Raw genomic sequence first — 21,717 nt, 5'->3', positions numbered from 1 at the left:
CGAATCACCTGAACCGGGCGGGTTTTCGTCACTCCTGGACGGTGAGGCGGCCCGCCGCGTGGTCGGCGCGCAGCCGCGTCTTGAGGACCTTGCCGCTGGGGTTGCGCGGGAGCTCGTCGACGACGGCGAGCCGGCGCGGGCGCTTGTACCCGGCCAGGCGGTCCTGGCACCAGTCCGCGATGTCGCCGGGCGACGGCGGGTCGGCGGCATCGCGCGGGCCGACGACCGCCAGCGGCGTCTCGCCCCAGCGCTCGTCCGGCACACCGATCAGGGCGACCTCGGCGATCTTGGGGTGCGCCGCCAGCACGTCCTCGATCTCGGCGCAGTAGATGTTCTCGCCACCGGAGATGATCATGTCCTTCTTGCGGTCCACCACGTAGAGGTAGCCGTCCTCGTCCTGGCGCACCAGATCGCCGGAGTGGAACCAGCCGCCGCGGAACGCCTCGGCGGTCTCGGCGGGTTTGCCCCAGTACTCGCGCATCACGGTCGGGCCGCGGTAGACGATCTCGCCGACCTCGCCCTGCGGCACGTCGTGCATGTCCTCGTCGACGATGCGCACCTCGACGTTGAGCATCGGCGTGCCCACCGAACCGATCTTGCGCAGCGCGTCCTCGCCGCGCAGGACCGTGGTCACCGGGCTGCACTCGGTCTGCCCGAACGCGGTGGTGATGTCGGTGTCCGGGAACTTCTCGAACATCGCGCGCAGCAACGTGGTCGAGGCCGGTGCGGCACCCCAGGTGATCCGCCGCAGCGCGGAGAGGTCGTGGGCGGCGAGGTCGGGCAGGTCGCAGATCGCCTGCCACTGCGCGGGCACCAGGAAGCAGGCGGTGATCCGCTCGCCGGCCAGCAGCTCCGCGGTCTCGGCCGGGTCGAACCGGCCCGATGCGGCGATCACGATCCGGCCGCCCTGCAGCAGGTAGGGCAGCATCCCCGACACCCCGGCGATGTGGAACAGCGGCACCCCGACCAGCCACGCCTTGTCCTCGCCGGTGATGCCGTGGTGCACCGCCGAGCTGAACGTGTGCATCAGCAGGTTGTGGTGGCTGAGCACCGCGCCCTTGGGGCGGCCGGTGGTGCCCGAGGTGTACATGATGAACGCGGGGGACTGCTCGTCCACGGCGATCTCGGCGTGCACGGGTGAGGCCGCGGCCAGCGCCGCTTCGTAGTCGCCCGAATCCCCGACGACCAGCTGGACGTCCACATCGGACGCCTTGGCGAGCGTTCCGGTGAACAGCTCGTCGACGATCACGGCGCGGGCGCCGCTGTCGGCCAGCACGTAGGCCACCTCGTCGGCCACCAGCCGGAAGTTGACCGGCACGCAGATCGCGCCCAGCCGCGCCGCGGCGAAGTAGGACTCGACGATCTCCGGCCCGTTGCGGCCGAGCACCGCGATCCGGTCGCCCGCGGCCACGCCTCGGTCGGCCAGCGCGTTGGCGAGCCTGGAGACGCGCTCGTCCAGCTCGCGGTAGCTGCGGCCGGTGCCCGCGAAGCGCAGTGCGATCTCGTCGGGGATCTTGCGGGCGTGGCGGGCGAGCTGGTCGCTGGTGGTCATGCCTCGGCCGGACTGCGCAGGTGCTGGCATCGCTACCTCGTCGGTGAGAGCGGCGTGACGTGCCCATAGTGCGTCGGCCCGGCGCGAGCGGTCAACCGCGGCCCTCGGCCGACGAGCGGTCGCCGGGTCCGCGCCGGAGCGTTGATCGTTCCAGGTCAGCAGTGCACCCGGGAGTTGCAGGTCCACAGTGGATTCCGCCGGATGGCGATGTTCGGAGCGTGTCCGATCGGTTACAGTCGGCGTTGGCCGATCGCCGTGCCACCGGGTGGAGGGAGCGCACATGGAGCTCGACAGGTTCCGCGCCGGAGCGCGGGAGTTCCTGGCCCGCAACGCGCCTGGGCCGCTCGGCGAGCTCGACCCCGCCGAGCAGCTGCGGGCCGCGAAGCGGTTCCAGGCCGCTGCCTACGACGCGGGACTGATCGGCATCACCTGGCCCGCCGAGTACGGCGGTCGCGGGCTCACCGCCGCCGAGCAGCAGGCCTACGACGAAGAAGCGGCGCACCACGACCTGCCCGGCTCGCCGTTCATGGTCGGCATGGGCATGTGCGGGCCGACGATGCTGGACCTGGGCAGCCACGAGCAGAAGTCCCGCTACGTGCCACCGCTGCTGCGCGGCGAGGAGATCTGGTGCCAGCTGTTCTCCGAACCGGGCGCCGGTTCGGACGTGGCGAGCCTGCAGACCCGCGCGGTGCGCGACGGCGACTCCTGGGTGATCAACGGCCAGAAGGTGTGGACCTCGGGAGCGCAGTTCGCCGACTTCGGCGCGCTGCTGGCCCGCACCGATCCCGACGTGCCGAAGCACCGCGGCATCAGCATGTTCATCGTGGACATGCGCAGCCCCGGGGTGACGGTGCGCCCGCTGCGGGACATGACCGGGCGCGCCCCGTTCAACGAGGTCTACTTCGACGACGTGCGCATCCCGGCCGACGCGGTGATCGGCGAGGTCGGCGGCGGCTGGCTGGCCGCGGTCACCATGCTCGGCCACGAGCGGGTCTCCATCGGCGGCTCGGTCCGGCGCGGCGGCGACCCGCTGGCCTGCGACAACCTGGTCGAACTGGCCCGCAGGCACGACCGCGCAGGCGATCCGGTGGTGCGCGACCGGCTGGCCGGGATCTACGCGCAGGAACGGGCTTTGGCGCTGTTCAACACCAAGCTGCGGCAGGAGGCGGAAGCCGGTTCGCCACCGGGGGCCCGCGGCTCGGTCGCCAAGCTGGCCGGCGCCGAGCTGCTGTGGCGGGCGGTGGACACCGCCGGGCTGATCGCCGGACCGGCGCTGACCTGCTGGGAGGACGGCGACGTGGCGGCCGAGGAGATGGCGATCGCGATCAGCGCCACCCCGGCGTCGAGCATCGCAGGCGGCTCGAACCAGGTGCAGCGCAACATCATCGGCGAACGGATCCTCGGGCTGCCCAAGGAACCCCAGGTGGACCGCGACGTCCCGTTCCGCGAGCTGAGGACCGGCACCCAGCAGAAGCCGTGACACCGGGACCGGAGAACAGGAGAGCGTGCGATGCGGCTGGTGCTGGACCAGGAGCAGCAGGAACTGCGGTCGGCGGTGCGGAAGTTCCTCGCCGAGCACGCCCCGCCGCAGCGGGTGCGGGAACTGGCCGACGGCGACGGCCACGACGCCGGGCTGTGGCGGCGGCTGTCGACCGAGCTGGGCCTGACCGGCCTCGTGGTGCCCGAAGAACTCGGCGGTTCCGGCGCGGGCCACGTGGAACGCGCGGTGGTGCTGGAAGAACTGGGCCGGGCGCTGGCGCCGGTGCCCTTCCTGGCCACCGCGGTGCTGGCCACCGATGTGCTGCTCGAACTCGACGACGCCCCGGCCCGGGCGGACCTGCTGCCCGCGATGGTTTCCGGTGAGCTGATCGCGGCGGTCGCCTGGGACCGGGAATCGGTACCGGACGCGACGAAGCGCGACGGCGGGTGGGTGCTGGACGGGCGCGCGCAGCGCGTGGTCTCCGGTGACATCGCCGACGTCGTGCTGGTGCAGGCCAGGACCGGACAGGGCACCGGGTGGTTCCGGGTGCGCGGCGAGCACGCCGCGAGGACTCCGCTGCGCGCGCTCGACCCGACCCGCCGCCTGGCGCACCTGGACTTCGCGGCGGCCCCGGCCGAGCTGCTGTCCTCGCCGGATCCGGACGCGGTGCGCTCCCGGGTCCGCGATCTCGCGGCCGTGGCGCTGTCGGCCGAACAGCTGGGCGGATTGGCGAAAGTGCTGGAGATGACCGCCGAATACGCCAAGGTCCGGGTGCAGTTCGGCCGTGCCATCGGCTCCTACCAGGGCGTCAAGCACCGGCTGGCGGACATGCACAGCGCGCTGGAGCAAGCCGGTGCCGCGGTGCGCTTCGCGGCCTGGGCGGCCGACGCCGATCCGCAGGAGCTCCCGCTCGCGGCGGCGCTCGTGCAGGTCCTGGTCGCGCCCGCCCACTTCCAGGCCGCGGCGGACGCGGTGCAGCTGCACGGCGGGATCGGCTACACCTGGGAGCACGACGCGCACCTGTACTACAAGCGCGCCAAGACCTCGGAGCTCCTGCTCGGCACCCCGGACCGGAACCGCGCCCGCCTCGCCGACCTGCTCCAGCTCTGATCCGCCCGCCTTCCCCGAGGTGGCCGCACCCCTGGTAGCGTGCAGTAGTCAAATTTGGCTACTCGAACGGGAGGTGCCTCCAGTGGCCGGTGAGACGACGGTGCCCCTGCTGCCTTGCGAGTCGATCGACGTCATCGCGGAGTTCTACGGCGTGCTCGGTTTCCAGCAGACCTACGTGCAGAAGCGCCCCAACCCGTACGTGGCCCTCAAGCGCGACGACATCGAGCTCCACTTCTTCGGCATGCCCGGGTTCAGGCCCGAGGACTCCTACGGAACCTGCCTGGTCGCGGTTCCCGACACCGGCGAGCTGTTTCGCGCCTTCGCCGAGGGGATGCGCGGCGCGTACGGCAAGATCCTGGTCTCGGGAATTCCGCGAATGACGCGTCCGCGAGTTCGGAAGAACTCCGGGAACACGTCGGGGTTCACGGTGATCGACCCCGGTGGCAACTGGATCAGGATCATGGCCAAGACGGCCGGGCCAGCTGATGAAGCACCGGTGGTGGGCCGGCTCTCCGCCTCCCTGCGCAGCGCGGTCGTCATGGGCGACTCCCACGGAAAAGCCGATCAGGCAGCGCGGATCCTCGATGCAGCACTCGAGCGCAACCGCGATACCGCGGGACCGCTCGAGCTGCTCGAAGCGCTGGCGTATCGCGCTGAGCTGGCTGTCCGCTGCGAGAACCAGGACGCGGCTCGCGAGTACTTGGCAAGAGCGTTCGACATCGAGCTCACCGATGCCCAGCGGCGAGCAGGCGCGGACGCGCTCGCCGGCCTCGAAGACGTCGAGGCAGCACTGTGAGCTCCGTGATCCGGCTCCTCGTTCTCGGAGCAGTCCGGCGGCGCGAGCGCGCTCACGGATATCTGGTCCGAACCGACCTCGAGTCCTGGGGAGCTCACGAGTGGTCGACGGCCACCTCCGGCTCCATCTACCACGCGCTCAACTCGTTGACCGCTCGTGGCCTGCTCCGCGCACGCGATTCGACGACCAGCGATGCCGGCGGGCCACCGCGCACCGAGTACGAGATCACTGATGCGGGGGAAGCGGAGTTCTTCGACCTCCTGCGGAGAGCGCTCTCGCGCCACGACCCGCGCCTCGACACCCTGTCGGCGGCTGTCGGCTTCCTCGAAGACCTCCCCAGGGCAGAGGCGATTTCCCTGCTGCGCCAGCGGGAGGCCGCGATGCAGCGCTGGCGGGAATCCATCGCCTCGTCCATCCCGGCCGACGAAGACGTGCGGGCGTGGGGAGCCGTCGGAGCCGTCGTCGAGCTCTGGCTCCACACCGCGGACAGCCGGTCGGATTGGACTCGGCACCTTCTCCGTCGTGTGGAAGCGGGCGAGTTCCGCATGGCGGATGAGCGCTGACGCGCGCGGGCGCGTCCTGATTCGGTGACGGATCTCTCGCCGGGAGGGCGGGTTCGGTCTGGCAAGCTGAGCTGGCCCGGCTCCCGGGCGTGCTCTGCGAGGAGTGGTGCGGCAAGTGCAGGTGGACGATCGGCCCTTCGAACTCCGGACGGTCGCGCTCGCGGCATTCGGGCCGACCCTGCTGTTCGCCACCGGCGAGGGCGCCATCATCCCGATGATCCCGCTCATCGCCGCTGATCAGGGCGCGAACCTCGGCGTGCTCGGGCTGATCGCCGCGATGCTCATGGTCGGCGAGCTGATCGGCGACGTGCCCAGCGGAGTGCTCGTGCACCGGCTCGGCGAGCGCACCGCGATGATCGGCGCCGCGGTCGTCTCGGTGCTGGGCCTGCTCGGCTGCTACCTCTCGACGAGTCCGTGGATGCTCGGTGCGAGCGTGTTCGTGGTCGGCCTGGCCACGGCGGTCTTCGCGCTGGCCCGGCACGCGTTCATCACCACCACCGTGCCGCTGCGCTACCGGGCCAGGGCGTTGAGCGTGCTCGGCGGGCTGTTCCGCGCGGGCTACTTCATCGGCCCGTTCCTCTCCGCGCTCGTGCTGCTGCTGACCCCGGACAAGCGCGCGGTCTTCCTGCTGCACATCGCCTTCGCCGCGGCCACCGTCGTCCTGCTGCTGTGCACCGAGGACCTGGGCACAGCCGAGGCCGACAACACCGAGCACGCCCACCAGGGACTGGTCGGCACGCTGGTCCGGCACCGGGGTGTGCTGCTGCGGATGGGCACCTGCGCGGCGCTCATCGGCGGCCTGCGCGCGTCGCGGATGGTCGTGCTGCCGCTGGTCGCCGTCGCCGCCGGGCTCCCGCCGTCGACGACGGCCGTCATCATCGGCATCGCGGGTGGTGTCGACTTCGCGCTGTCCTACACCTCCGGCCAGATCATGGACCGGTTCGGGCGGATCTGGGCCGCGGTGCCCTCCATGGCCGGCCTGGCAGCCGGGCACTTCCTGCTGTTCGCGGTGACCGACGTGCCCACCTTCGCGGCCGTCGCGGTGCTTTTGGCGCTGGCGAACGGCACCAGCAGCGGAATCCTGATGACGCTCGGCGCGGACCTGGCACCGCAACCCGGTCCGGCGCCGTTCCTCGGTGCCTGGCGCTTCACCGCCGACTTCGGCCAGGCGGTCGGCCCGCTGACCATCTCCGGGCTGACGGCGGTGCTCGGCGTCGGCCTGGCCGGCGCGGGCATGGGAGTCCTCGGCCTGCTCGGCGCCGGGCTCCTGCTGCGCTACGTCCCCCGCTACACAGCCATCGAACCGCGACCACCGCTGTGAATCGCGGAGAGGCGGGCAGCACCGCCCGTGTGCCAGGCCACAATGCCCGGCTGGCGGAGTGAACCCGCACCGCACCGGATGATCGAATGTCCGCGGAGAAGTCATCGAGCCGGGAGAAGACCTTTGAGCGGCGCCGTTGCTAAAAAGTCGGTGTGGATGTCGGTTGTGGCGGCTGCGCTGCTGGCGCTGATGTGGGTGGTGTTCGAGTCCGGTCTGCTGGACGACGCCCGCGGCAGCCAGCCCACCGGTGCCGCCGCCGACCAGCTCGAACAACTCCGGGTGGCGCCGTCGGGCACGATGGACGGCTACTCGCGCGAGCGCTTCAAGCACTGGACCTCGCAGCCGGAGGCCGGGAAGAACTGCAACACCCGGGAAGCGGTGCTCGCCCGCGACGGGCAGAACGTCAAGACCAACAACGCCTGCGAATCGCTGTCGGGCACCTGGGTCTCGGAGTACACCGGCCAGCAGCTGACCGATGCCTCGGCCATCGACATCGACCACATGGTTCCGCTGGCCAACGCCTGGCGCAGCGGTGCGAAGAGCTGGGACGACGCCCGCCGCGAGCAGTTCGCCAACGACATGGACCTGCCGCAGCTGGTCGCGGTCGACGCCAGCTCCAACCGCAGCAAGGGCGACCAGGACCCGTCGCAGTGGAAGCCGGAGCAGGCGGCCTGGTGCGACTACGCGGCCAAGTGGATCGAGGTCAAGCGCGGCTACGACCTGACGGTGACCCAGGAGGAGAAGGGCGCGCTGCGCGAAATGCTCGCCACCTGCTCCTGATCCGGCGGCGCGATCCCGAATTTCGGGGCGCGATAACAGTTTTCGCCGACGTCGGCGTTTAGACCGTTCAGAGGCGTGCGCCGATCGCGTTCACCGCTACTCTCAGCGCAGTTTCACTGCAGTGCAACCTTGTCCGTTCGCTTCTCACGAAGGGCGTTCGTCATGTTCGCTGCTCTATCGACTGCTGCTCTGACGGCGTTGGCCGCGTTCTCCGCACCGGTCGACGACGTTCCGCCACCGACCGGTGAGATCACCATCGACGTCGCGACGGTGAACGGTTCGGGATGCCGGGCGGGAACCGCCGCGGTCGCGGTGTCGCCGGACAACACCTCGTTCACCGTGACCTACAGCGACTACCTGGCCAAGGTGGGGCCGGACGCCGATCCCACCGATTTCCGGAAGAACTGCCAGCTCAACCTGATCGTCAACATTCCGCAGGGGTTCACCTACGGGATCGCCAGCGCCGACTACCGCGGTTTCGCCCACCTCGAACCGGGTGCGAGCGGGCTGGAGAAGGCGAGCTACTACTTCCAGGGAATGCCGGAGACGAGCTACTTCCAGACGCCGTTCTCCGGTCCGATGAGCGACAACTGGCAGGTCACCGACACCACCGAGGTCGGCGCGATCGTCTACAAGCCGTGCGGTGAGCAGCGCAACTTCAACATCAACACCGAACTGCGGGTGGACGCGGGCACTTCGGATCCGTCGAAGACGAGCTTCATGTCGATGGACTCCACCGACGGCAACATCGAAACCACCTACCACTTCGAGTGGAAGGAGTGCCCGAAGCCGTAGCGGGTTCGGCGGCCGGACCCGGGGAACCGGGCCCGGCGGTCGCTGGGGGATGTGCACCGCCGGGCCCGGAGTCCGGTCAGGCGCTGTAGCCCTTCGGCGGGATGAGCGAGGCCAGCTGGTCGAAGGTCAGCCAGTAGATCTGGTTGCCGCCGAAGGACGCCGGGTCGGCGATCAGCACGGTGCGGTCGACGTCGTTGTAGCCGATCACCGTGAAGTAGTGGTAGATCGTCTGGTCCGGCGGGTAGCCGGGCGGCTGGTTGCCGGGCGGGGCGACGATGTTGGCGACGATCGGGTAGCCGTTGTCGATGTCCACCACGATGTCGTTCCAGAGCAGGTCCTTCTGCGCCTGCGTCGGCGGATCGTCCGGCATCTCCTTGGTCTCGTACCAGCCCGCGTACCCGCCGAGCACCCTGGTGACCTGCCCGATCCAGTCGGTGCCGCCGGTGTGCGTGCCCAGTTCGGCGGCCAGCTCGGCCTGGCTGCGGTAGATGCCGCGCGCCGACAGCGCGATCCGCGTCGCCGCGGGCCCGCACCAGTACCCGGTCTCCTGGACCTGGTAGTCCACCTCGAGCACGTGCTCTCCGGAGGACCGGACGACCGGCGCGGCCGGAGTCGGTGATGATGCGGGGGACAGCGCCGCGGCCGGTGCGGCCGCGCCGGTGACCAGCAGCGCGAGGGCTGCCGTCGACGCCGCGAGCTTCGATGAGAACATCCTGCCTCCTGGACGACGAGCCCCCCGGCGGTTACCGATGAGTCGGTGAATCAGCAACTCGTTGCGCGCACTTGATGTTGGGATTCGACGCGAATCCTGCCGGGATCGAACAGCCGAGCGCCATAGCCGCGCGCTGGCTCACCTGGGCCATCGCGCATCTGCGCCATCCCGCCGATTCGTTGACCCCGTTCGACCAGGCGTTCTACGCTGCCGTGCGAAGATCGTCCCGCTCCGCCGGAAGGTCCACGTGCTCGACGTCCTCGCTGCCGACAGCGACCAGGGGCGCGTGTACCGCGCGCTCACCACGCGAGGACGCCTGCCCCGGGAACTGCTGGTGCGCGACACCGGGCTGCCGGCCGCGGTGGTGACCAGGGCGCTGGCGGAGCTGGCCGAACTGGACCTGGTCGTCGAGCACGCCGACCTCTGGGAGGCCGCCCCGCCGGAACGGGCGGTGTCGGCCGCGCTGCGCGCGGAGGAGGCCAGGCGCCGCGAGCTGTGGCGGGCGGGCGCGGAGCTCGACCGCCTCTACCACCAGGCGCAGCGCGGCGCGGGCTGGTCCCGGCACGTCGAACCGGTCGAGCACCCGGCCCGGCTGATCATGCTCACCACCCGGCTGCAGGAGCGGGCCGCCGAGCAGATCCGCTGGCTGGACCGCCCGCCGTACAGCAGCACCCCGCAGAACTTCCGGGCGCAGGAGGAGATCCAGGCCCGCCGGATGGCTGCGGGCGTGCGCTACCGGACGGTGTACAGCCAGAACGTCTACGACGACCCGGGCCTGTTCGCCGCGATGACCCGGATGGCCGAGCTCGGCGAGCACGTCCGCCTGCTCGCCGAGCTGCCGGTGAAGCTGACCATCGGCGACGACGAGATCGCCCTGCTGGTCCCCGAACCCGACCGGACCGGTCTGGAAGGCGCGCTGGTGGTGCACTCCTCGGGCCTGCTCAACGCGCTGTGCGGGCTGTTCGAGACGCTGTGGACGCTGGCGCTGCCGGTCGCCGCCGAGCGCCAGCAGGACCAGCTCTCCGACCGCGACCGCAGCATCATCACCCTGATGGCCGCGGGGGCGACCGACGAGGCGATCGCCCGCCGCCTCGACCTCTCCCGCCGGACGGTGGTGCGCCGCATCGCGGCCCTGCTCGACCAGCTCGGCGCCACGACCCGCTTCCAGGCGGGCGTCCAGGCCGCCAAGCGCGGCCTGCTCTGACGCGCGCCGTCCCGCGGTCGGGTCCGGCGATGAGGATCTAAGCTCTGACCATGGCGAAGTACTTCGACGTGCACCCGGACAACCCGCAACGGCGCGCCATCGGGCAGGTGGTGGACATCCTCCGGGAGGACGGGTTGATCGCCTACCCGACGGACTCCTGCTTCGCCCTCGGCGCGCAGCTGGGCAACAAGGACGGCATGGAGCGCATCCGCTCCATCCGGCACCTCGACGACCGGCACCACTTCACCCTGGTGTGCCAGAACTTCGCCCAGCTCGGCCAGTTCGTGATCATCAACAACGCGGTCTTCCGGGCCATCAAGGCCTCGACACCGGGCAGCTACACCTTCATCCTGCCCGCCACCAAGGAGGTGCCGCGCCGGCTGCTGCACCCGAAGAAGAAGACGGTGGGCGTGCGCATCCCGGACCACGTGGTGGTGCAGTCGCTGCTGGCCGAGCTCGGCGAGCCGATGCTCTCCAGCACCCTGCTGCTGCCGGGCGAGGAGGAGCCGATGACCCAGGGCTGGCAGATCAAGGACGAGCTGGACAACGTCCTGGACGCGGTGATCGACTCCGGCGACTGCGGCACCGAGCCGACCACGGTGGTCGACTTCTCCGGGCCCGAACCCGAGGTCGTCCGGTACGGCGCGGGCGACCCTTCCCGCTTCGAGTGAAAGTTTCCCGCTCGCGCCTGCGGCCATCCGGGGGACGTTCGTTTCGCCGAGAGCTGAAGGCGGGCTCGGCGTCGTCCGCGCGGAAGATCCGCGGCGAAGTCGATCTACGCCGGTGCGCTGTGAAAACCCGAGGTCGGGGGCGTGCCGACGGCGCGTTGTTGGCTGCGACACGCTCCCGGATCGGCAGCAGCGCGATCTTGGCGAAGCGTGTAGTGTCTACCTCGGTCGTATTTTTCTGGGGTCGTGTTTCGCGCACACTCGCAGGATGGTGATGCGGGCGTGCTGCTATCTGGTTGAAGCTGGAGAAGTCGCCGTTCGAGATCCGCGACCCAGGCAGTTACGCAGTGTGACTGCCTGATGTAGTACCGGCTCCCAGAAGGAGAGAAGAGCATGGCACAGGGAACCGTGAAGTGGTTCAACTCGGAGAAGGGCTTCGGCTTCATCGCTCCGGACGACGGTGGCCCGGACGTGTTCGTCCACTACTCGGCCATCGACTCCCGCGGCTTCCGCACCCTCGAAGAGGACCAGAAGGTCACCTACGAGGTCAGCCAGGGCCCGAAGGGTCCGCAGGCCGCGGGCGTCCGCACCGTCTGAGTTCGGTGAACCGACCCGTTCCGCAACCGCGTCACGGGTAGCCGACGACGAAGGCCTCGCACTCCGGTGCGGGGCCTTCGCGCGTTTCCAGGCTCGTTTCGCGCGGCGGAACCTCAGACGCCGCCTGGCCGCGGGATCCCGTGCCGGTGCACGGTGAACGGGTTGTCCTCGCGGGGCGGCGTAGTCTCGCGGGGTGCACGCGCATCGACGCTTTCAGAACCCTCCCGCGCTGTCTCACGAGGTCGTGGCCGAGACGCTGGAACGGGCCCTGGGCGACCGCTCGCACGAGACCGAGGCGGCGAGCGTCCTGGTCGGGAGCGCGTTGAACGACGACGACCGGGAGTTCGTCGAGCACTGGTGCGTGGAGGTCGGGACGCGCGCTGCGCCGGGTAGTCCGCTGCTCGGGCTGGCCGGTCTGTGCCTGGGCCACACCGCTCGTCGCTTCGGTCGGCTCAGCGATGAGGCCCTCGCCCTGGCGGTGTCGCTGGCGGCGCGGGCCGAGGCGGATCCGTCGGACGTCGACGGCCGGGCCCAGGACGGCTATGACGACGTGCGGAGCTTCCTGCACCTGCGGTGACGTCGCCTGCTGCGGGTGCAGGTCGCCCGCCTCCTCGGCTTGGGCTCCCGGTCGGCTTCCGCCGCGTTCGGCACTAACTGGTGCGGTGCAGGCGTGCTGTTGCGTGCGGTGTCATGGGCACGCCGACCATCGCGCGGTGCTCGGCGTAGTCGAGCACGTCGTCCTCGTCCAGGGCGTAGCTGCGTTGCGCGGCTCGGACGTCCTTGGCCGTCGCGGTCCGGACCACCGAATCCGTGGCCAGGTCCCAGCGCTGATCCGCCGCTCGGCCGTAGAACAGCTCCTGGATCCCGGTGATGTGGGACAGCAGCAGTTCCAGGGTTCCGTCGGGCTGCGGGCGCCACCAGCCCGTCTCCCACGCGGCCGGGCGGAGCACCGCTCCGTCGGCGTCGAGCAGCCAGGCGCGCGCTTCGTGGCGCAGGAACGGCCGCCCGTCGTGCGAGATCGTGAGCTGCTGGCCGAACCGGTACGGCCCGTCGATCGTCGGGTAGTCCACCTCGCCGCGGCCGCGCCACACACCGACCAGGGCGCGCAGCGGCAGGCAGGCGTCGTGCAGCGGTGGCCCGCTGGTCAGGTCCGCGGTGGGGGCGGGGATCGGCGGTGGCGCGAAGTCGTCGGGGGAACCCATGCTTGGCAGCCTAGGCGGTCCCCGCACCGATCCGTTGATCTTCCCCGCGGCGGGTGGTGGGATCGGGGGCAGAACCTTAGGGAGGTGCCGATGACGAACGTCGAACCGCGGCTGGACCACCTCGTGTACGGGGTGCCGGACCTGCTCGCCGGAGTGCGGGCGGTCGCGGAGCTGCTCGGCGTCGATCCGGTGCCGGGCGGGCGCCACCCGGACAACGGCACCCGGAACTACCTGCTCGGGCTCGGTGGCCGGGCCTACCTGGAGATCATCGGCCCGGACCCGGAGGCGACGCGCCCGCCGAACGCCTTCGGGCTGGCCACCTTGACCGTTCCGCGCCTGGTCACCTGGGCGATCAGCACCACCGGCCTGGACCGCGCGGTGGCCGACGCCCGCGCCGCCGGGCACGACCCCGGCGATGCCCGGCCGATGTCGCGCCGCACCCCGGACGGGCGGCTGCTGGAGTGGCGGCTGGCCAAGCGCGAACCCAATCCCCGGCACGGGCTCGTCCCGTTCCTCATCGACTGGGGCAGCGCCCCGCACCCGGTGGATTCGGGCCTGCCGCAGGCCCGGCTGCTCTCGCTGCGCGCCGAGCACCCGGACCCCGAGACCGTCCGGGCGGAACTGCGGGCCGTCGGCGCGCACCTGGACCTCACCCGCTCGGACGCCCCGGCGCTGCGGGCCGAGATCGAGGGCGCTACCGGCCCGGTCGAGCTCCGCTGACCGTCCGCCGCACGTGGGCTTCCAGCCCGTCGAGGCTGCGGGTGAGGGCGTGCTCGAAGGTGCCGTCGAGGTCGCCGGCGGGATCGGCCTCCAGCCGGGCCAGCAGCGGGAAGCGCCCGGTGGCGAACAGGCTGTCGACCTCGCCCTGCCGCGACGCCCACCACTGATCCGCACCCACGCCGGTGCTGCCTTCCGCTTCGGCCTCGAACTCCCGGGAGAGCGCTAGGCCGCGCACCATCGCCGGGAGGGCCAGAGCCTCCCTGGCGGTCTCCACCCGGGTCAACCCGAGGCCGTCCAGCGCGCGCAACGTCCACTCGGTGTGCGCCATGGCCTCGGGGATGGGCATCGGTCTGGTCAGCGACAGCGCGCCGGCCAGCCACGGGTGGTCCCGGAAGAGCTCCCACTGCAGGCGGCAGACGAGCTCCAGCTGCGCCCGCCACCCCCGCGGCGGGGACTCCGGGAGCGGCCGTTCCCGGAACACCGCCCGGATCATCGCGCGCAGCAGCTCGTCCTTGTTCGCGACGTGCCGGTACAGCGACATCGGCGAGACGCCGAGCTCGGCCGCGATGCGCCGCATCGACACCGCACCGGAACCTTCGGCATCGGCGATCTCGACCCCGGTCGCGGCGATGCGCTCGGGGGTCGGGGCGGATACCGGGGTGCGCGGGCGGCGCGCCGGGGTGCGCACGATCGTGCCCGAGCCCGGGCGGGTTTCGACGAGTTCGGCGTTGCGCAGCTCCGCGAGCGCTTTCGCCGCGGTGGCCATGGCCACGCCCCATTCGCGGGTGATCTCCCGGGTGGAGGGCACCTGGTCGCCGGGGCGCAGCTCGCCGCTGGCGATGCGCTGCTGGATCGCCGCGGCTATCCGGCGGTACGGCGGTTCGTCATCCAGCGGCATACCCGGAATCGTACTAGTGCACTAGGAGATCGATCTAGTGCACTAGTGGTCTGATCCGAGATGAATCGGCTGATTAACTCGGAAAATAAAAGAAACTCTCCATCGGTTCGTGCAGTGCGGTACTGTCCCGGCTTGAATGAGTACGCCGTACATGGGAGTGTCAGAATGAGCATCACCCGGCAGATCGTCGCCGGCGGCGAAGGTGACTTCACCACCGTCCGCAAGATCACCGTCTCGGGTCCGGAGCGGGAGGTGGGAGCCGAGCTCGCCGCCGAAGCGGCCGCGACCTACGGCTGGGCGCCGGTGCCCGCCGATCCGGCCCGCGTCCGCGCCCGGCTGGCCTGGTTCGAGCGGTACTGGCCGCAGCACCACGAGCGGATGCTCGGCGCGGCCGAGTCGCTCGGTCTGGCTGCCGGGCGGTTCCACTTCGACGCGCTCTCCGGGGTGCCGACCGGATCCGGCTGTTCGGCGACCTTCCTGCGTCCGTCGGTGACGAAGGAGGGGCGCGGGTTGTTCGGCCGCAACTACGACTTCTTCACCACGAGCGCCACCGAGCTCTTCGCGTTCATCTCCGGTGCGGACTCCGGCGGACCGGCTCCGCGCGAGCTGCCGATGGCCTCGCGGCCCTACGTGCTCAGCTCCGTCCCCGACGACGGACCGGCGTCGACGGTGCTGACCATGAACGAGCTCGACGGCTGCACGGAGGGCATCAACGAGCACGGGCTCGCGGTCGCGCTGCTGATCGCGAATGCCGAAACCCTGGGCGCGCCAGTGCAGGTCGGTCCGCAGGTCGGGTTGTCCCCGATCCAGCTGCCGCGCTTCGTGCTGGACACCTGCGCCACCGCTGAGGAGGCGCGGCGGGCGCTGCTGGCGGCCAAGCACTACGACCTGGGTGTGCCGCTGCACTACCTGATCGCCGATGCCTCGGGTGACGCGTTCGTCTGGGAGCGCGGGGCAGGCGGTGCGGAGCACATCTTCGGCATCGACGGCGATGCCCTGTGCCTGACGAATCACTACCTGCACCAGCAAGGAGCGCGTGATACCGGCAACACCATGTTGAGCCACCGCCGTTACCGCACGTTGCGGGAACGCGCAGCGGAAACCGGTTTGTCCGGCGAGCGGCTGCGGGAGGTGCTCGACGAGGTCGGGTTCGGCAGCGGCGCGGAGACGGACGGCGTTCCGCTGCGGACGCTGTGGAGCACCGTCTTCGACCTCGGCGAACGGACCATGTCGACGTGGTTCTACCTCGGTGATTCGGCCACCGGCGAGGCTCGCCGGAGTCCGGAGCTGACCTTCGGGCCGGGACTGCTCGCGGGCTGAACCCGGCCTCACCCGGTCGTGCGGTAGTCCTCAGTGGACTGTCACGCGGTGTGGTCGAGCTGGCGCGGGGCGGTGTGGTCGGGCGTTTCACCGGGCGTTATCGTCGGGGCAACGGCGCTGCCATCCGGCGGGTTCAGCATCGAGGCGAACCTGGTGGGCCGGGATCAGGGGATCCGGCGTCGCGGAGAAGGGGAACTCCCATGGTGCGTGCTGTTGGAGCGCTGGCCGTCGTCGGCGCGGGCGTGGTCGGTTTCTGGGTCGGCTACCTGCTGGACGTCCGGCGCCACTCGGCCGACGTCGCGCCGAGCCGGGTCGCCGCCTGAACCGGAGTCTCAAGTGGACGGTTCCGGCTCGCGTCGCAGGGCGTTCCGGATGAGCTCGCGCAGCCAGTCGGTGCCGGGCGCGGGAAGCGCCCGCCGGTAGGTGTAGAGCGCCACCTCCACCGTCGGGATCTCGAACGGCAACCGGAAGGTCGCCACGTCCGACGAGCGGGTGAACAACCCGGCCACGCCGCTGGGCACCGCCGAGAGGTAGTGGGTCCGGGCCAGCAGCTCGGGCAGCGTGGTGAAGTGCGGTACCCGGGCGGCGACCTCGCGGCGGTGCCCGAGCCGGGTGAGCTCCATGTCGGCGTCGACGTGCCCGGCCGCCGGATCGACCACGATGTGCCGTTCCCGCAGGTACTGCGCCAGCGTCGGGTGGTCGCCGATTCGCGGGTGCGCGCGGGCCCGGAGGCCGAAGTAGCGCTCCTGGAACAGGGCGTCGCGCCGCAGGTCCGGGGCCTCGATGCGAGGTGTGCAGATCACCGCGTCGGCCCGGCCCTGGCGCAGGTGCTGAGCGGCGGCGGCCATGTCCAGCGGCAGGACATCGACCGCGCAGTTCGGCGCGTCCCGCTCCAGCCGGGCCAGGATCGCCGGGAGCAGGCTGATCTCGCCGAGGTCGGTGGCGCAGATCCGGAACGTCCGCTGCGAGGTGGCCGGGTCGAACCGGCCCGCGCCCGACACCGTCTCCTCGATCACCTCCAGCGCCTGCTGCAGGCGCGGGTACATGCGCTCGGCGATCTCGGTCGGGGCGAGGCCGTCGGGGGAGCGGACGAACAGCTCGTCGTTGAACTGGCGGCGCAGCCGCCGCAGCGCGTGGCTCACCGACGGCTGCGTGATGAACAGCGCCTCGGCCGTCCTGGTGGCGCTGCGCGTCTCGTAGAGCAGCACGAAGGTCTTCATCAGGTTCAGGTCCACGTCGGCCACGCAGCGAGAATAAATACCGTGCATGTCGGGATCAACAGCATTCATTAGGGCTATGAGCACTGCGCTCCCTATGGTGGCGGGCATCACCGACAGGGGAGCGAACATCCATGGCCGACGTGCGCGACGTGACCTACGACCTTCTGCGATCGCACGACCTGACGACGATCTTCGGCAACCCGGGCTCCAACGAGCTGCCCTTCCTGGCCGGGATGCCGGAGGACTTCCGCTACGTGCTGGGCCTGCACGAGGGCGCGGTGCTGGCGATGGCCGACGGCTACGCGCAGGCCCGCGGCGGCTCGGCGCTGGTCAACCTGCACGCCGCGGCCGGGACCGGCAACGCGCTCGGCCCGCTGACCAACTCCGTGTACTCGCACAGCCCGCTGATCATCACCGCCGGGCAGCAGGTGCGCTCGACCATCGGCCAGGAGGTCATGCTGGCCAACGTCGACGCGCCCGCGCTGCCGAAACCGCTGGTGAAGTGGAGCAGTGAGCCCGCCTGCGCGCAGGACGTGCCGCGCTCGATCAGCCACGCCATCCACATCGCGAACCTGCCCGCCAAGGGGCCGGTGTACGTCTCGGTGCCCTACGACGACTGGGCGCAGGAGGCGCCGGCCGAGGCGCAGCACCTGCTCGCCCGCAAGACCGGCAGCGCCGGATCGCTGAGCGACTCGCAGCTGGCCGAGCTGACCGCGGCGCTCGACGGCGCTGAGCGCCCGGTGCTGGTGCTGGGCCCGGAAGTCGACGCCGAGCGCGCCAACGACGACGCGGTGCGCCTGGCGGACCGGTTGGGCGCGCCGGTGTGGATCGCGCCCTCGGCGTCGCGCTGCCCGTTCCCCACCCGGCACCGCAGCTTCCGCGGAGTGCTGCCCGCCTCGGTGCAGGGCATCACCGACGCGCTGGGCGGGCACGACCTGATCCTGGTCGCCGGTGCCCCGGTGTTCCGCTACCACCAGTTCGTGCCCGGCGAGTACCTGCCCGCGGGCGCCCGGTTGGTGCACCTGACCAGCGATCCCGGCGAGGCCGCGCGCGCACCGATGGGGGAGGCGCTGGTCGGCGACGTCAAGGACGCCCTGTCGCGGCTGGCCGACGCCGTCGAGCCCGGCCTCCGGCCCGAACTGCCCCCGCTGCCGGAGCACCCGGTCGCGAGGTCGGCGGGGGAGCGGCTGAACCCGGCGGAGCTGTTCGCGCTGCTGCGCGAGCACGCGCCGGACGACGCCGTGTACGTCAAGGAATCCACCGCGACGACCGGCGACTTCTGGGCGCAGATGGACCTCTCGGAGCCGGGCAGCTACTTCTTCCCGGCCTCCGGCGGACTCGGGTTCGGGCTGCCCGCCGCGGTCGGCGCCCAGCTGGCCCACGACCGGCGCCAGGTGATCGGGCTCATCGGCGACGGGTCGGCGAACTACGGCATCACCGCGCTGTGGACCGCCGCGCGGTACCGGATCCCGGTGATCGTCGTCATCCTGAAGAACGGCACCTACGGCGCGTTGCGCTGGTTCTCCAAGGTCCTCGACGCCGGCGAGGTGCCCGGCATGGACGTGCCCGGCATCGACTTCGTGCAGATCGCCCGCGGATACGGCGTCGACGCGACCTCGGTGCGCACCGGCGCGGAGTTCACCGAAGCTCTCACCAGCGCACTGGGCGCGGGCAAGCCGGTGCTGATCGAAGCGGAGACCGAGCTCACCGAACCCTGAGCGCCGCGCGGAAGTTCGAGCACCAGACCGAGAACGGCGCAGACCGGCTCTCCCCGACGCAGTGGAGGAACCAGCTTGTCCCAGCACACCGCGGGGGCCGTGGTCGGCGATGCCCGGCTCAACGGCTTCCACTTCAAAGTCCTCGCCCTGTGCTCGTTGCTGATGATCGTCGACGGCTACGACATGGTCAGCTACGGCACCGTCATCTCCCACCTGATGGACGAGTGGGACATGGACCCGGTCACCGCCGGGACGCTCGGCTCGGTCGCGCTGGTCGGCATGCTCGTCGGCGGCCTGTTCATCTCCCCGCTGGCCGACCGCTACGGGCGGCGGCCGCTGATGATCACCTGCGTGACCATCGCCAGCATCGCCTCCTTCGGCTGCGCGTTCGCCACCGGGCCCGAGGTGCTGGGCGCGCTGCGGTTCGTCGTCGGCGTGTCGCTGGGCGCGCTGGTGCCCAACTTCAACGCGATGGCCGGTGAGATCGCGCCGCGCCGGGCCAAGGCGCTGTTCGTCACGCTGGTGTCGTCGTTCTACTCGGTCGGCGGCATCGGAGCGGCCATCTTCGCCATCTACATCGAGCCGGTGTGGACCTGGCGCGGCGTGTTCTACGTGGCGGGCCTGCCGCTGCTGCTGGTGCCGCTGCTGCTGCGCCACCTGCCGGAATCGCCCGACTACCTGGCCGCCCGCGGCGACCGCGAGCGGCTGCTGGTGGTGCTGCGCCGGATCGCCCCGGAGCGCGACGACCTCGACGAGGTGGTGCTGGAGAGCCGACCGGAGCAGTCCAAGGCGCGGCTGCGGCAGCTGTTCACCGGCGGCAACGCGCTCAACAACGTGCTGATCTGGGTGTTCTTCGCGATGTGCATGCTGCTCAGCTACGGGCTCAACACCTGGCTGCCGAAGCTGATGCAGACCGCGGGCTACCCGCTGGGCTCGGCGCTGTGGAACCTGGTGGTGCTGAACCTGGGCGGCATGGTGGGCGCGATCGTCGGCGGCTGGCTGGCCGACCGGTGGACCTACCGCAACACCCTGGTGCTGTACTTCATGCTCGCCTCGCTGTCGCTGATCGGGCTGTCGTTCAACCCGAACTCGTTGGTGCTCAACGCATTGCTGTTCGTCGCGGGCGCGGCGACGGTCGGCGTGCTGGCGATCATCCACGCCTTCGCGGTGGAGTACTACCCGGCCGAGGTGCGCTCCACCGGCGTCGGCTGGGCGGCGGGCATCGGCCGCATCGGCGCGATCGGCGGCCCCACGCTCGGCGGCGCGCTGCTGGCCATGGAGCTGCCGTTCCAGCAGAACTTCATCGCCGTCGCGGTGCCGGGGGTGATCGGCGCGGTCGCGGTGGCGATCGTGGCCAAGAAGAAGTTCCGGGTGCCGGAACCCGCTGCTGTGAACTAGGGGCGAGGGCCCGCCTGAGTCGCGAGGTGGTGCGGGCGGTGGAAGCCTCGCGGCCGGGCGGGCCTCGTCCGCATCTGTGAAACCCTTGCTGGAGAAAGGCCGACGCATGACGATCCTGGACACCGAACGCTGGGCCAAGCAGGTCTTCACCGGGCGCTGGCAACCGGCCGGCGGCACCCCGGCCGAAGTGGTCGAGCCCGCGACCGGGCAGCTGCTCGGCCACGTCGGCCGCGCGACCCCGGCGGACATCGACACCGCCTGCGCGAAGGCGGCCGCGGCGCAGCGGGCCTGGGAGGACACCCCGTTCGAGGAGCGGGCGGCCGTGCTGCGGCGCGCGGGGCAGCTGTTCACCGACCACGCCGAGGAAGTCGTCGGCTGGCTGGTCCGCGAGGCAGGGTCGATCCGCCCGAAGGCCGAGATCGAGGCCCGCACCGCGGCCAACGAGTGCTTCGAGGCGGCCGGGCTGCCCTCGCACCCGGCCGGTTCGCTGCTGCCCGCGGCGGACGGGCGGCTCAGCTTCAGCAGGCGGGTCGCCGCCGGGGTGGTCGGCGTGATCGCGCCGTTCAACTTCCCGCTGATCCTGTCGATCCGCGCGGTCGCGCCCGCGCTGGCGCTGGGCAACTCGGTGGTGCTCAAGCCCGACACCCGCACCGCGGTCTGCGGCGGGCTCGTGCTGGCCGCGATCTTCGAAGCGGCCGGGGTGCCCGAAGGCGTCTTCCAGGTGCTGCCCGGCGATGCCGACGCGGGAGCCGCGCTGGTCGCCAACGAGCACACCCGCGTCATCGCCTTCACCGGCTCCACCGCGGCGGGCCGGAAGGTCGGCGAGGCCGCCGCCGCGCACCTCAAGCGCGCGCACCTGGAACTGGGCGGCAACAACGCGATCATCGTGCTGCCGGACGCCGACATCGCCGCCGCCGCGTCGGCGGGCGCGTGGGGATCCTTCCTGCACCAGGGGCAGATCTGCATGGCCGCGGGCAGGCACCTGGTGCACGAGTCCATCGCCGACGACTACGTCGCGGCACTGGCCGAGAAGGCCCGCACCCTGCCGGTCGGCGACCCGAACACCGCGGAGGTGGCGCTGGGCCCGATCATCGACGCCAAGCAGCGCGACGGGATCCACCGGCTGGTGACCGAGAGCGTGGCCGCCGGCGCGGAACTGGTCGCGGGCGGCGAGTACGACGGGCTGTTCTACCGGCCGACGGTGCTCGACCGGGTCCGGCCGGACACGCCCGCGTTCCGCCAGGAGATCTTCGGCCCGGTCGCGCCGGTGCTGCGGTTCAGCACGGTGGACGAGGCGGTCGAGATCGCCCGCGACACCGAGTACGGCCTGTCGCTGAGCGTGCTCAGCGCCGATGCGATGCAGGCCTGGGAGGTGGCCAAGCGGATTCCGAGCGGCCTGGTGCACGTCAACGACCAGACCGTCGGCGACCACGCGCACATCCCGTTCGGCGGCGTGAAGGCCTCCGGCAACGGCGGTCGCGTCGGGGGCGCGGAGGCGAACCTCGAAGCCTTCACCGAAACCCAGTGGGTCACCATCCAGGGACCCATCCAGCAGTACCCGTTCTGAGCTCCGCCGGTCGTGGTGCGCGATCCGTCGCAGCCGGCCACCAGCGCGCAGTCCAGCTCCTGCTCGGCGCCGTCCTGGGTGAACCGGATCTTCGGG

General features: G+C 71.1%; 22 protein-coding genes. 17 read left to right on the top strand and 5 right to left on the bottom strand.

Features of this window, described 5'->3' with window-relative positions:
• Positions 1–28: 28 nt before the first annotated feature.
• Positions 29–1,582: a long-chain-fatty-acid--CoA ligase gene (locus tag OU416_RS13200; RefSeq protein ID WP_270927209.1), complete on the bottom strand. Its 1,554-nt coding sequence runs from the start codon at positions 1,580–1,582 to the stop codon at positions 29–31.
• 250 nt (positions 1,583–1,832) lie between these two features.
• On the opposite strand from OU416_RS13200, the gene OU416_RS13195 reads away from it, so the two are divergent.
• The 7 genes from OU416_RS13195 (at position 1,833) to OU416_RS13165 (ending at position 8,397) form a co-directional block, all read left to right on the top strand.
• Complete coding sequence (locus tag OU416_RS13195) at positions 1,833–3,032, top strand: acyl-CoA dehydrogenase family protein (RefSeq protein WP_270927208.1); 1,200 nt, start codon at positions 1,833–1,835, stop codon at positions 3,030–3,032.
• A 30-nt stretch (positions 3,033–3,062) separates the two neighbouring features.
• Positions 3,063–4,142, top strand: a complete 1,080-nt coding sequence (locus OU416_RS13190; protein ID WP_270927207.1) for an acyl-CoA dehydrogenase family protein — start codon at positions 3,063–3,065, stop codon at positions 4,140–4,142.
• A 19-nt stretch (positions 4,143–4,161) separates the two neighbouring features.
• Complete coding sequence (locus OU416_RS13185) at positions 4,162–4,938, top strand: VOC family protein (RefSeq protein ID WP_270927206.1); 777 nt, start codon at positions 4,162–4,164, stop codon at positions 4,936–4,938.
• Positions 4,939–4,943: 5 nt separating this feature from the next.
• Positions 4,944–5,501, top strand: a complete 558-nt coding sequence (locus tag OU416_RS13180) for a PadR family transcriptional regulator (protein WP_270927205.1) — start codon at positions 4,944–4,946, stop codon at positions 5,499–5,501.
• A 115-nt stretch (positions 5,502–5,616) separates the two neighbouring features.
• The gene (locus OU416_RS13175; protein ID WP_270927204.1) at positions 5,617–6,822 is read left to right on the top strand and encodes an MFS transporter; all 1,206 of its coding nucleotides are present in this window, start codon (positions 5,617–5,619) and stop codon (positions 6,820–6,822) included.
• A gap of 156 nt (positions 6,823–6,978) precedes the next feature.
• Entirely contained in the window at positions 6,979–7,602 is a 624-nt protein-coding gene (locus tag OU416_RS13170) for an HNH endonuclease family protein (protein ID WP_270927203.1), read from the top strand.
• 162 nt (positions 7,603–7,764) lie between these two features.
• Entirely contained in the window at positions 7,765–8,397 is a 633-nt protein-coding gene (locus OU416_RS13165; protein WP_270927202.1) for a DUF4360 domain-containing protein, read from the top strand.
• Between the two features lie 76 nt (positions 8,398–8,473).
• Here OU416_RS13165 and OU416_RS13160 read toward each other — a convergent pair whose 3' ends face one another.
• Positions 8,474–9,109: a C39 family peptidase gene (locus OU416_RS13160; RefSeq protein ID WP_270927201.1), complete on the bottom strand. Its 636-nt coding sequence runs from the start codon at positions 9,107–9,109 to the stop codon at positions 8,474–8,476.
• Between the two features lie 247 nt (positions 9,110–9,356).
• On the opposite strand from OU416_RS13160, the gene OU416_RS13155 reads away from it, so the two are divergent.
• The 4 genes from OU416_RS13155 to OU416_RS13140 all read left to right on the top strand — a co-directional run bounded on the left by OU416_RS13155 (position 9,357) and on the right by OU416_RS13140 (position 12,155).
• Positions 9,357–10,313, top strand: a complete 957-nt coding sequence (locus OU416_RS13155; RefSeq protein WP_270927200.1) for a helix-turn-helix transcriptional regulator — start codon at positions 9,357–9,359, stop codon at positions 10,311–10,313.
• 50 nt (positions 10,314–10,363) lie between these two features.
• A complete protein-coding gene (locus tag OU416_RS13150) occupies positions 10,364–10,984 on the top strand; it encodes an L-threonylcarbamoyladenylate synthase (RefSeq protein WP_270927199.1) in 621 nt (206 codons plus the stop codon).
• Positions 10,985–11,374: 390 nt separating this feature from the next.
• Complete coding sequence (locus tag OU416_RS13145; RefSeq protein WP_093145828.1) at positions 11,375–11,578, top strand: cold-shock protein; 204 nt, start codon at positions 11,375–11,377, stop codon at positions 11,576–11,578.
• Positions 11,579–11,822: 244 nt separating this feature from the next.
• A complete protein-coding gene (locus tag OU416_RS13140; RefSeq protein ID WP_270927198.1) occupies positions 11,823–12,155 on the top strand; it encodes a hypothetical protein in 333 nt (110 codons plus the stop codon).
• Between the two features lie 73 nt (positions 12,156–12,228).
• On the opposite strand, the gene OU416_RS13135 is transcribed toward OU416_RS13140, so the two are convergent.
• Positions 12,229–12,780, bottom strand: coding sequence for an FABP family protein (locus OU416_RS13135; RefSeq protein ID WP_270927197.1), 552 nt, complete (start codon positions 12,778–12,780; stop codon positions 12,229–12,231).
• Between the two features lie 90 nt (positions 12,781–12,870).
• Here OU416_RS13135 and OU416_RS13130 point away from each other — a divergent pair, with 90 nt between their 5' ends.
• Positions 12,871–13,500 (top strand): VOC family protein, encoded by a 630-nt coding sequence (locus OU416_RS13130; protein ID WP_270927196.1) that lies wholly within the window; start codon positions 12,871–12,873, stop codon positions 13,498–13,500.
• Here the strand turns inward: OU416_RS13130 and OU416_RS13125 are convergent.
• Positions 13,475–14,398 (bottom strand): GntR family transcriptional regulator, encoded by a 924-nt coding sequence (locus OU416_RS13125; RefSeq protein ID WP_270927195.1) that lies wholly within the window; start codon positions 14,396–14,398, stop codon positions 13,475–13,477. The two genes, OU416_RS13130 and OU416_RS13125, sit on opposite strands and share 26 nt — an antisense overlap.
• Positions 14,399–14,563: 165 nt before the next feature.
• Between OU416_RS13125 and OU416_RS13120 the strand changes: the two genes are divergently transcribed.
• Both OU416_RS13120 and OU416_RS13115 read left to right on the top strand, forming a co-directional pair.
• On the top strand, positions 14,564–15,718 hold the full coding sequence (locus OU416_RS13120; RefSeq protein WP_270927194.1) for a C45 family peptidase: 1,155 nt from the start codon (positions 14,564–14,566) through the stop codon (positions 15,716–15,718).
• 200 nt (positions 15,719–15,918) lie between these two features.
• Complete coding sequence (locus tag OU416_RS13115) at positions 15,919–16,041, top strand: hypothetical protein (protein ID WP_270927193.1); 123 nt, start codon at positions 15,919–15,921, stop codon at positions 16,039–16,041.
• Positions 16,042–16,050: 9 nt separating this feature from the next.
• On the opposite strand, the gene OU416_RS13110 is transcribed toward OU416_RS13115, so the two are convergent.
• Complete coding sequence (locus OU416_RS13110) at positions 16,051–16,962, bottom strand: LysR family transcriptional regulator (RefSeq protein WP_270927192.1); 912 nt, start codon at positions 16,960–16,962, stop codon at positions 16,051–16,053.
• Between the two features lie 107 nt (positions 16,963–17,069).
• On the opposite strand from OU416_RS13110, the gene mdlC reads away from it, so the two are divergent.
• From mdlC to OU416_RS13095, 3 genes are all read left to right on the top strand, one after another.
• Complete coding sequence (gene mdlC / locus OU416_RS13105) at positions 17,070–18,656, top strand: benzoylformate decarboxylase (protein WP_270927191.1); 1,587 nt, start codon at positions 17,070–17,072, stop codon at positions 18,654–18,656.
• A gap of 75 nt (positions 18,657–18,731) precedes the next feature.
• On the top strand, positions 18,732–20,054 hold the full coding sequence (locus OU416_RS13100) for an MFS transporter (RefSeq protein ID WP_270927190.1): 1,323 nt from the start codon (positions 18,732–18,734) through the stop codon (positions 20,052–20,054).
• Between the two features lie 106 nt (positions 20,055–20,160).
• Entirely contained in the window at positions 20,161–21,621 is a 1,461-nt protein-coding gene (locus tag OU416_RS13095; RefSeq protein WP_270927189.1) for a benzaldehyde dehydrogenase, read from the top strand.
• The last annotated feature ends 96 nt before the right edge of the window (positions 21,622–21,717 follow it).

The organism is Saccharopolyspora indica, assembly GCF_027853965.1.
Taxonomy (GTDB): Bacteria; Actinomycetota; Actinomycetes; order Mycobacteriales; family Pseudonocardiaceae; genus Saccharopolyspora; species Saccharopolyspora indica.
Note: the sequence above shows the minus strand (reverse complement) of the source record. Positions and strands in the feature narration are given on the sequence as shown.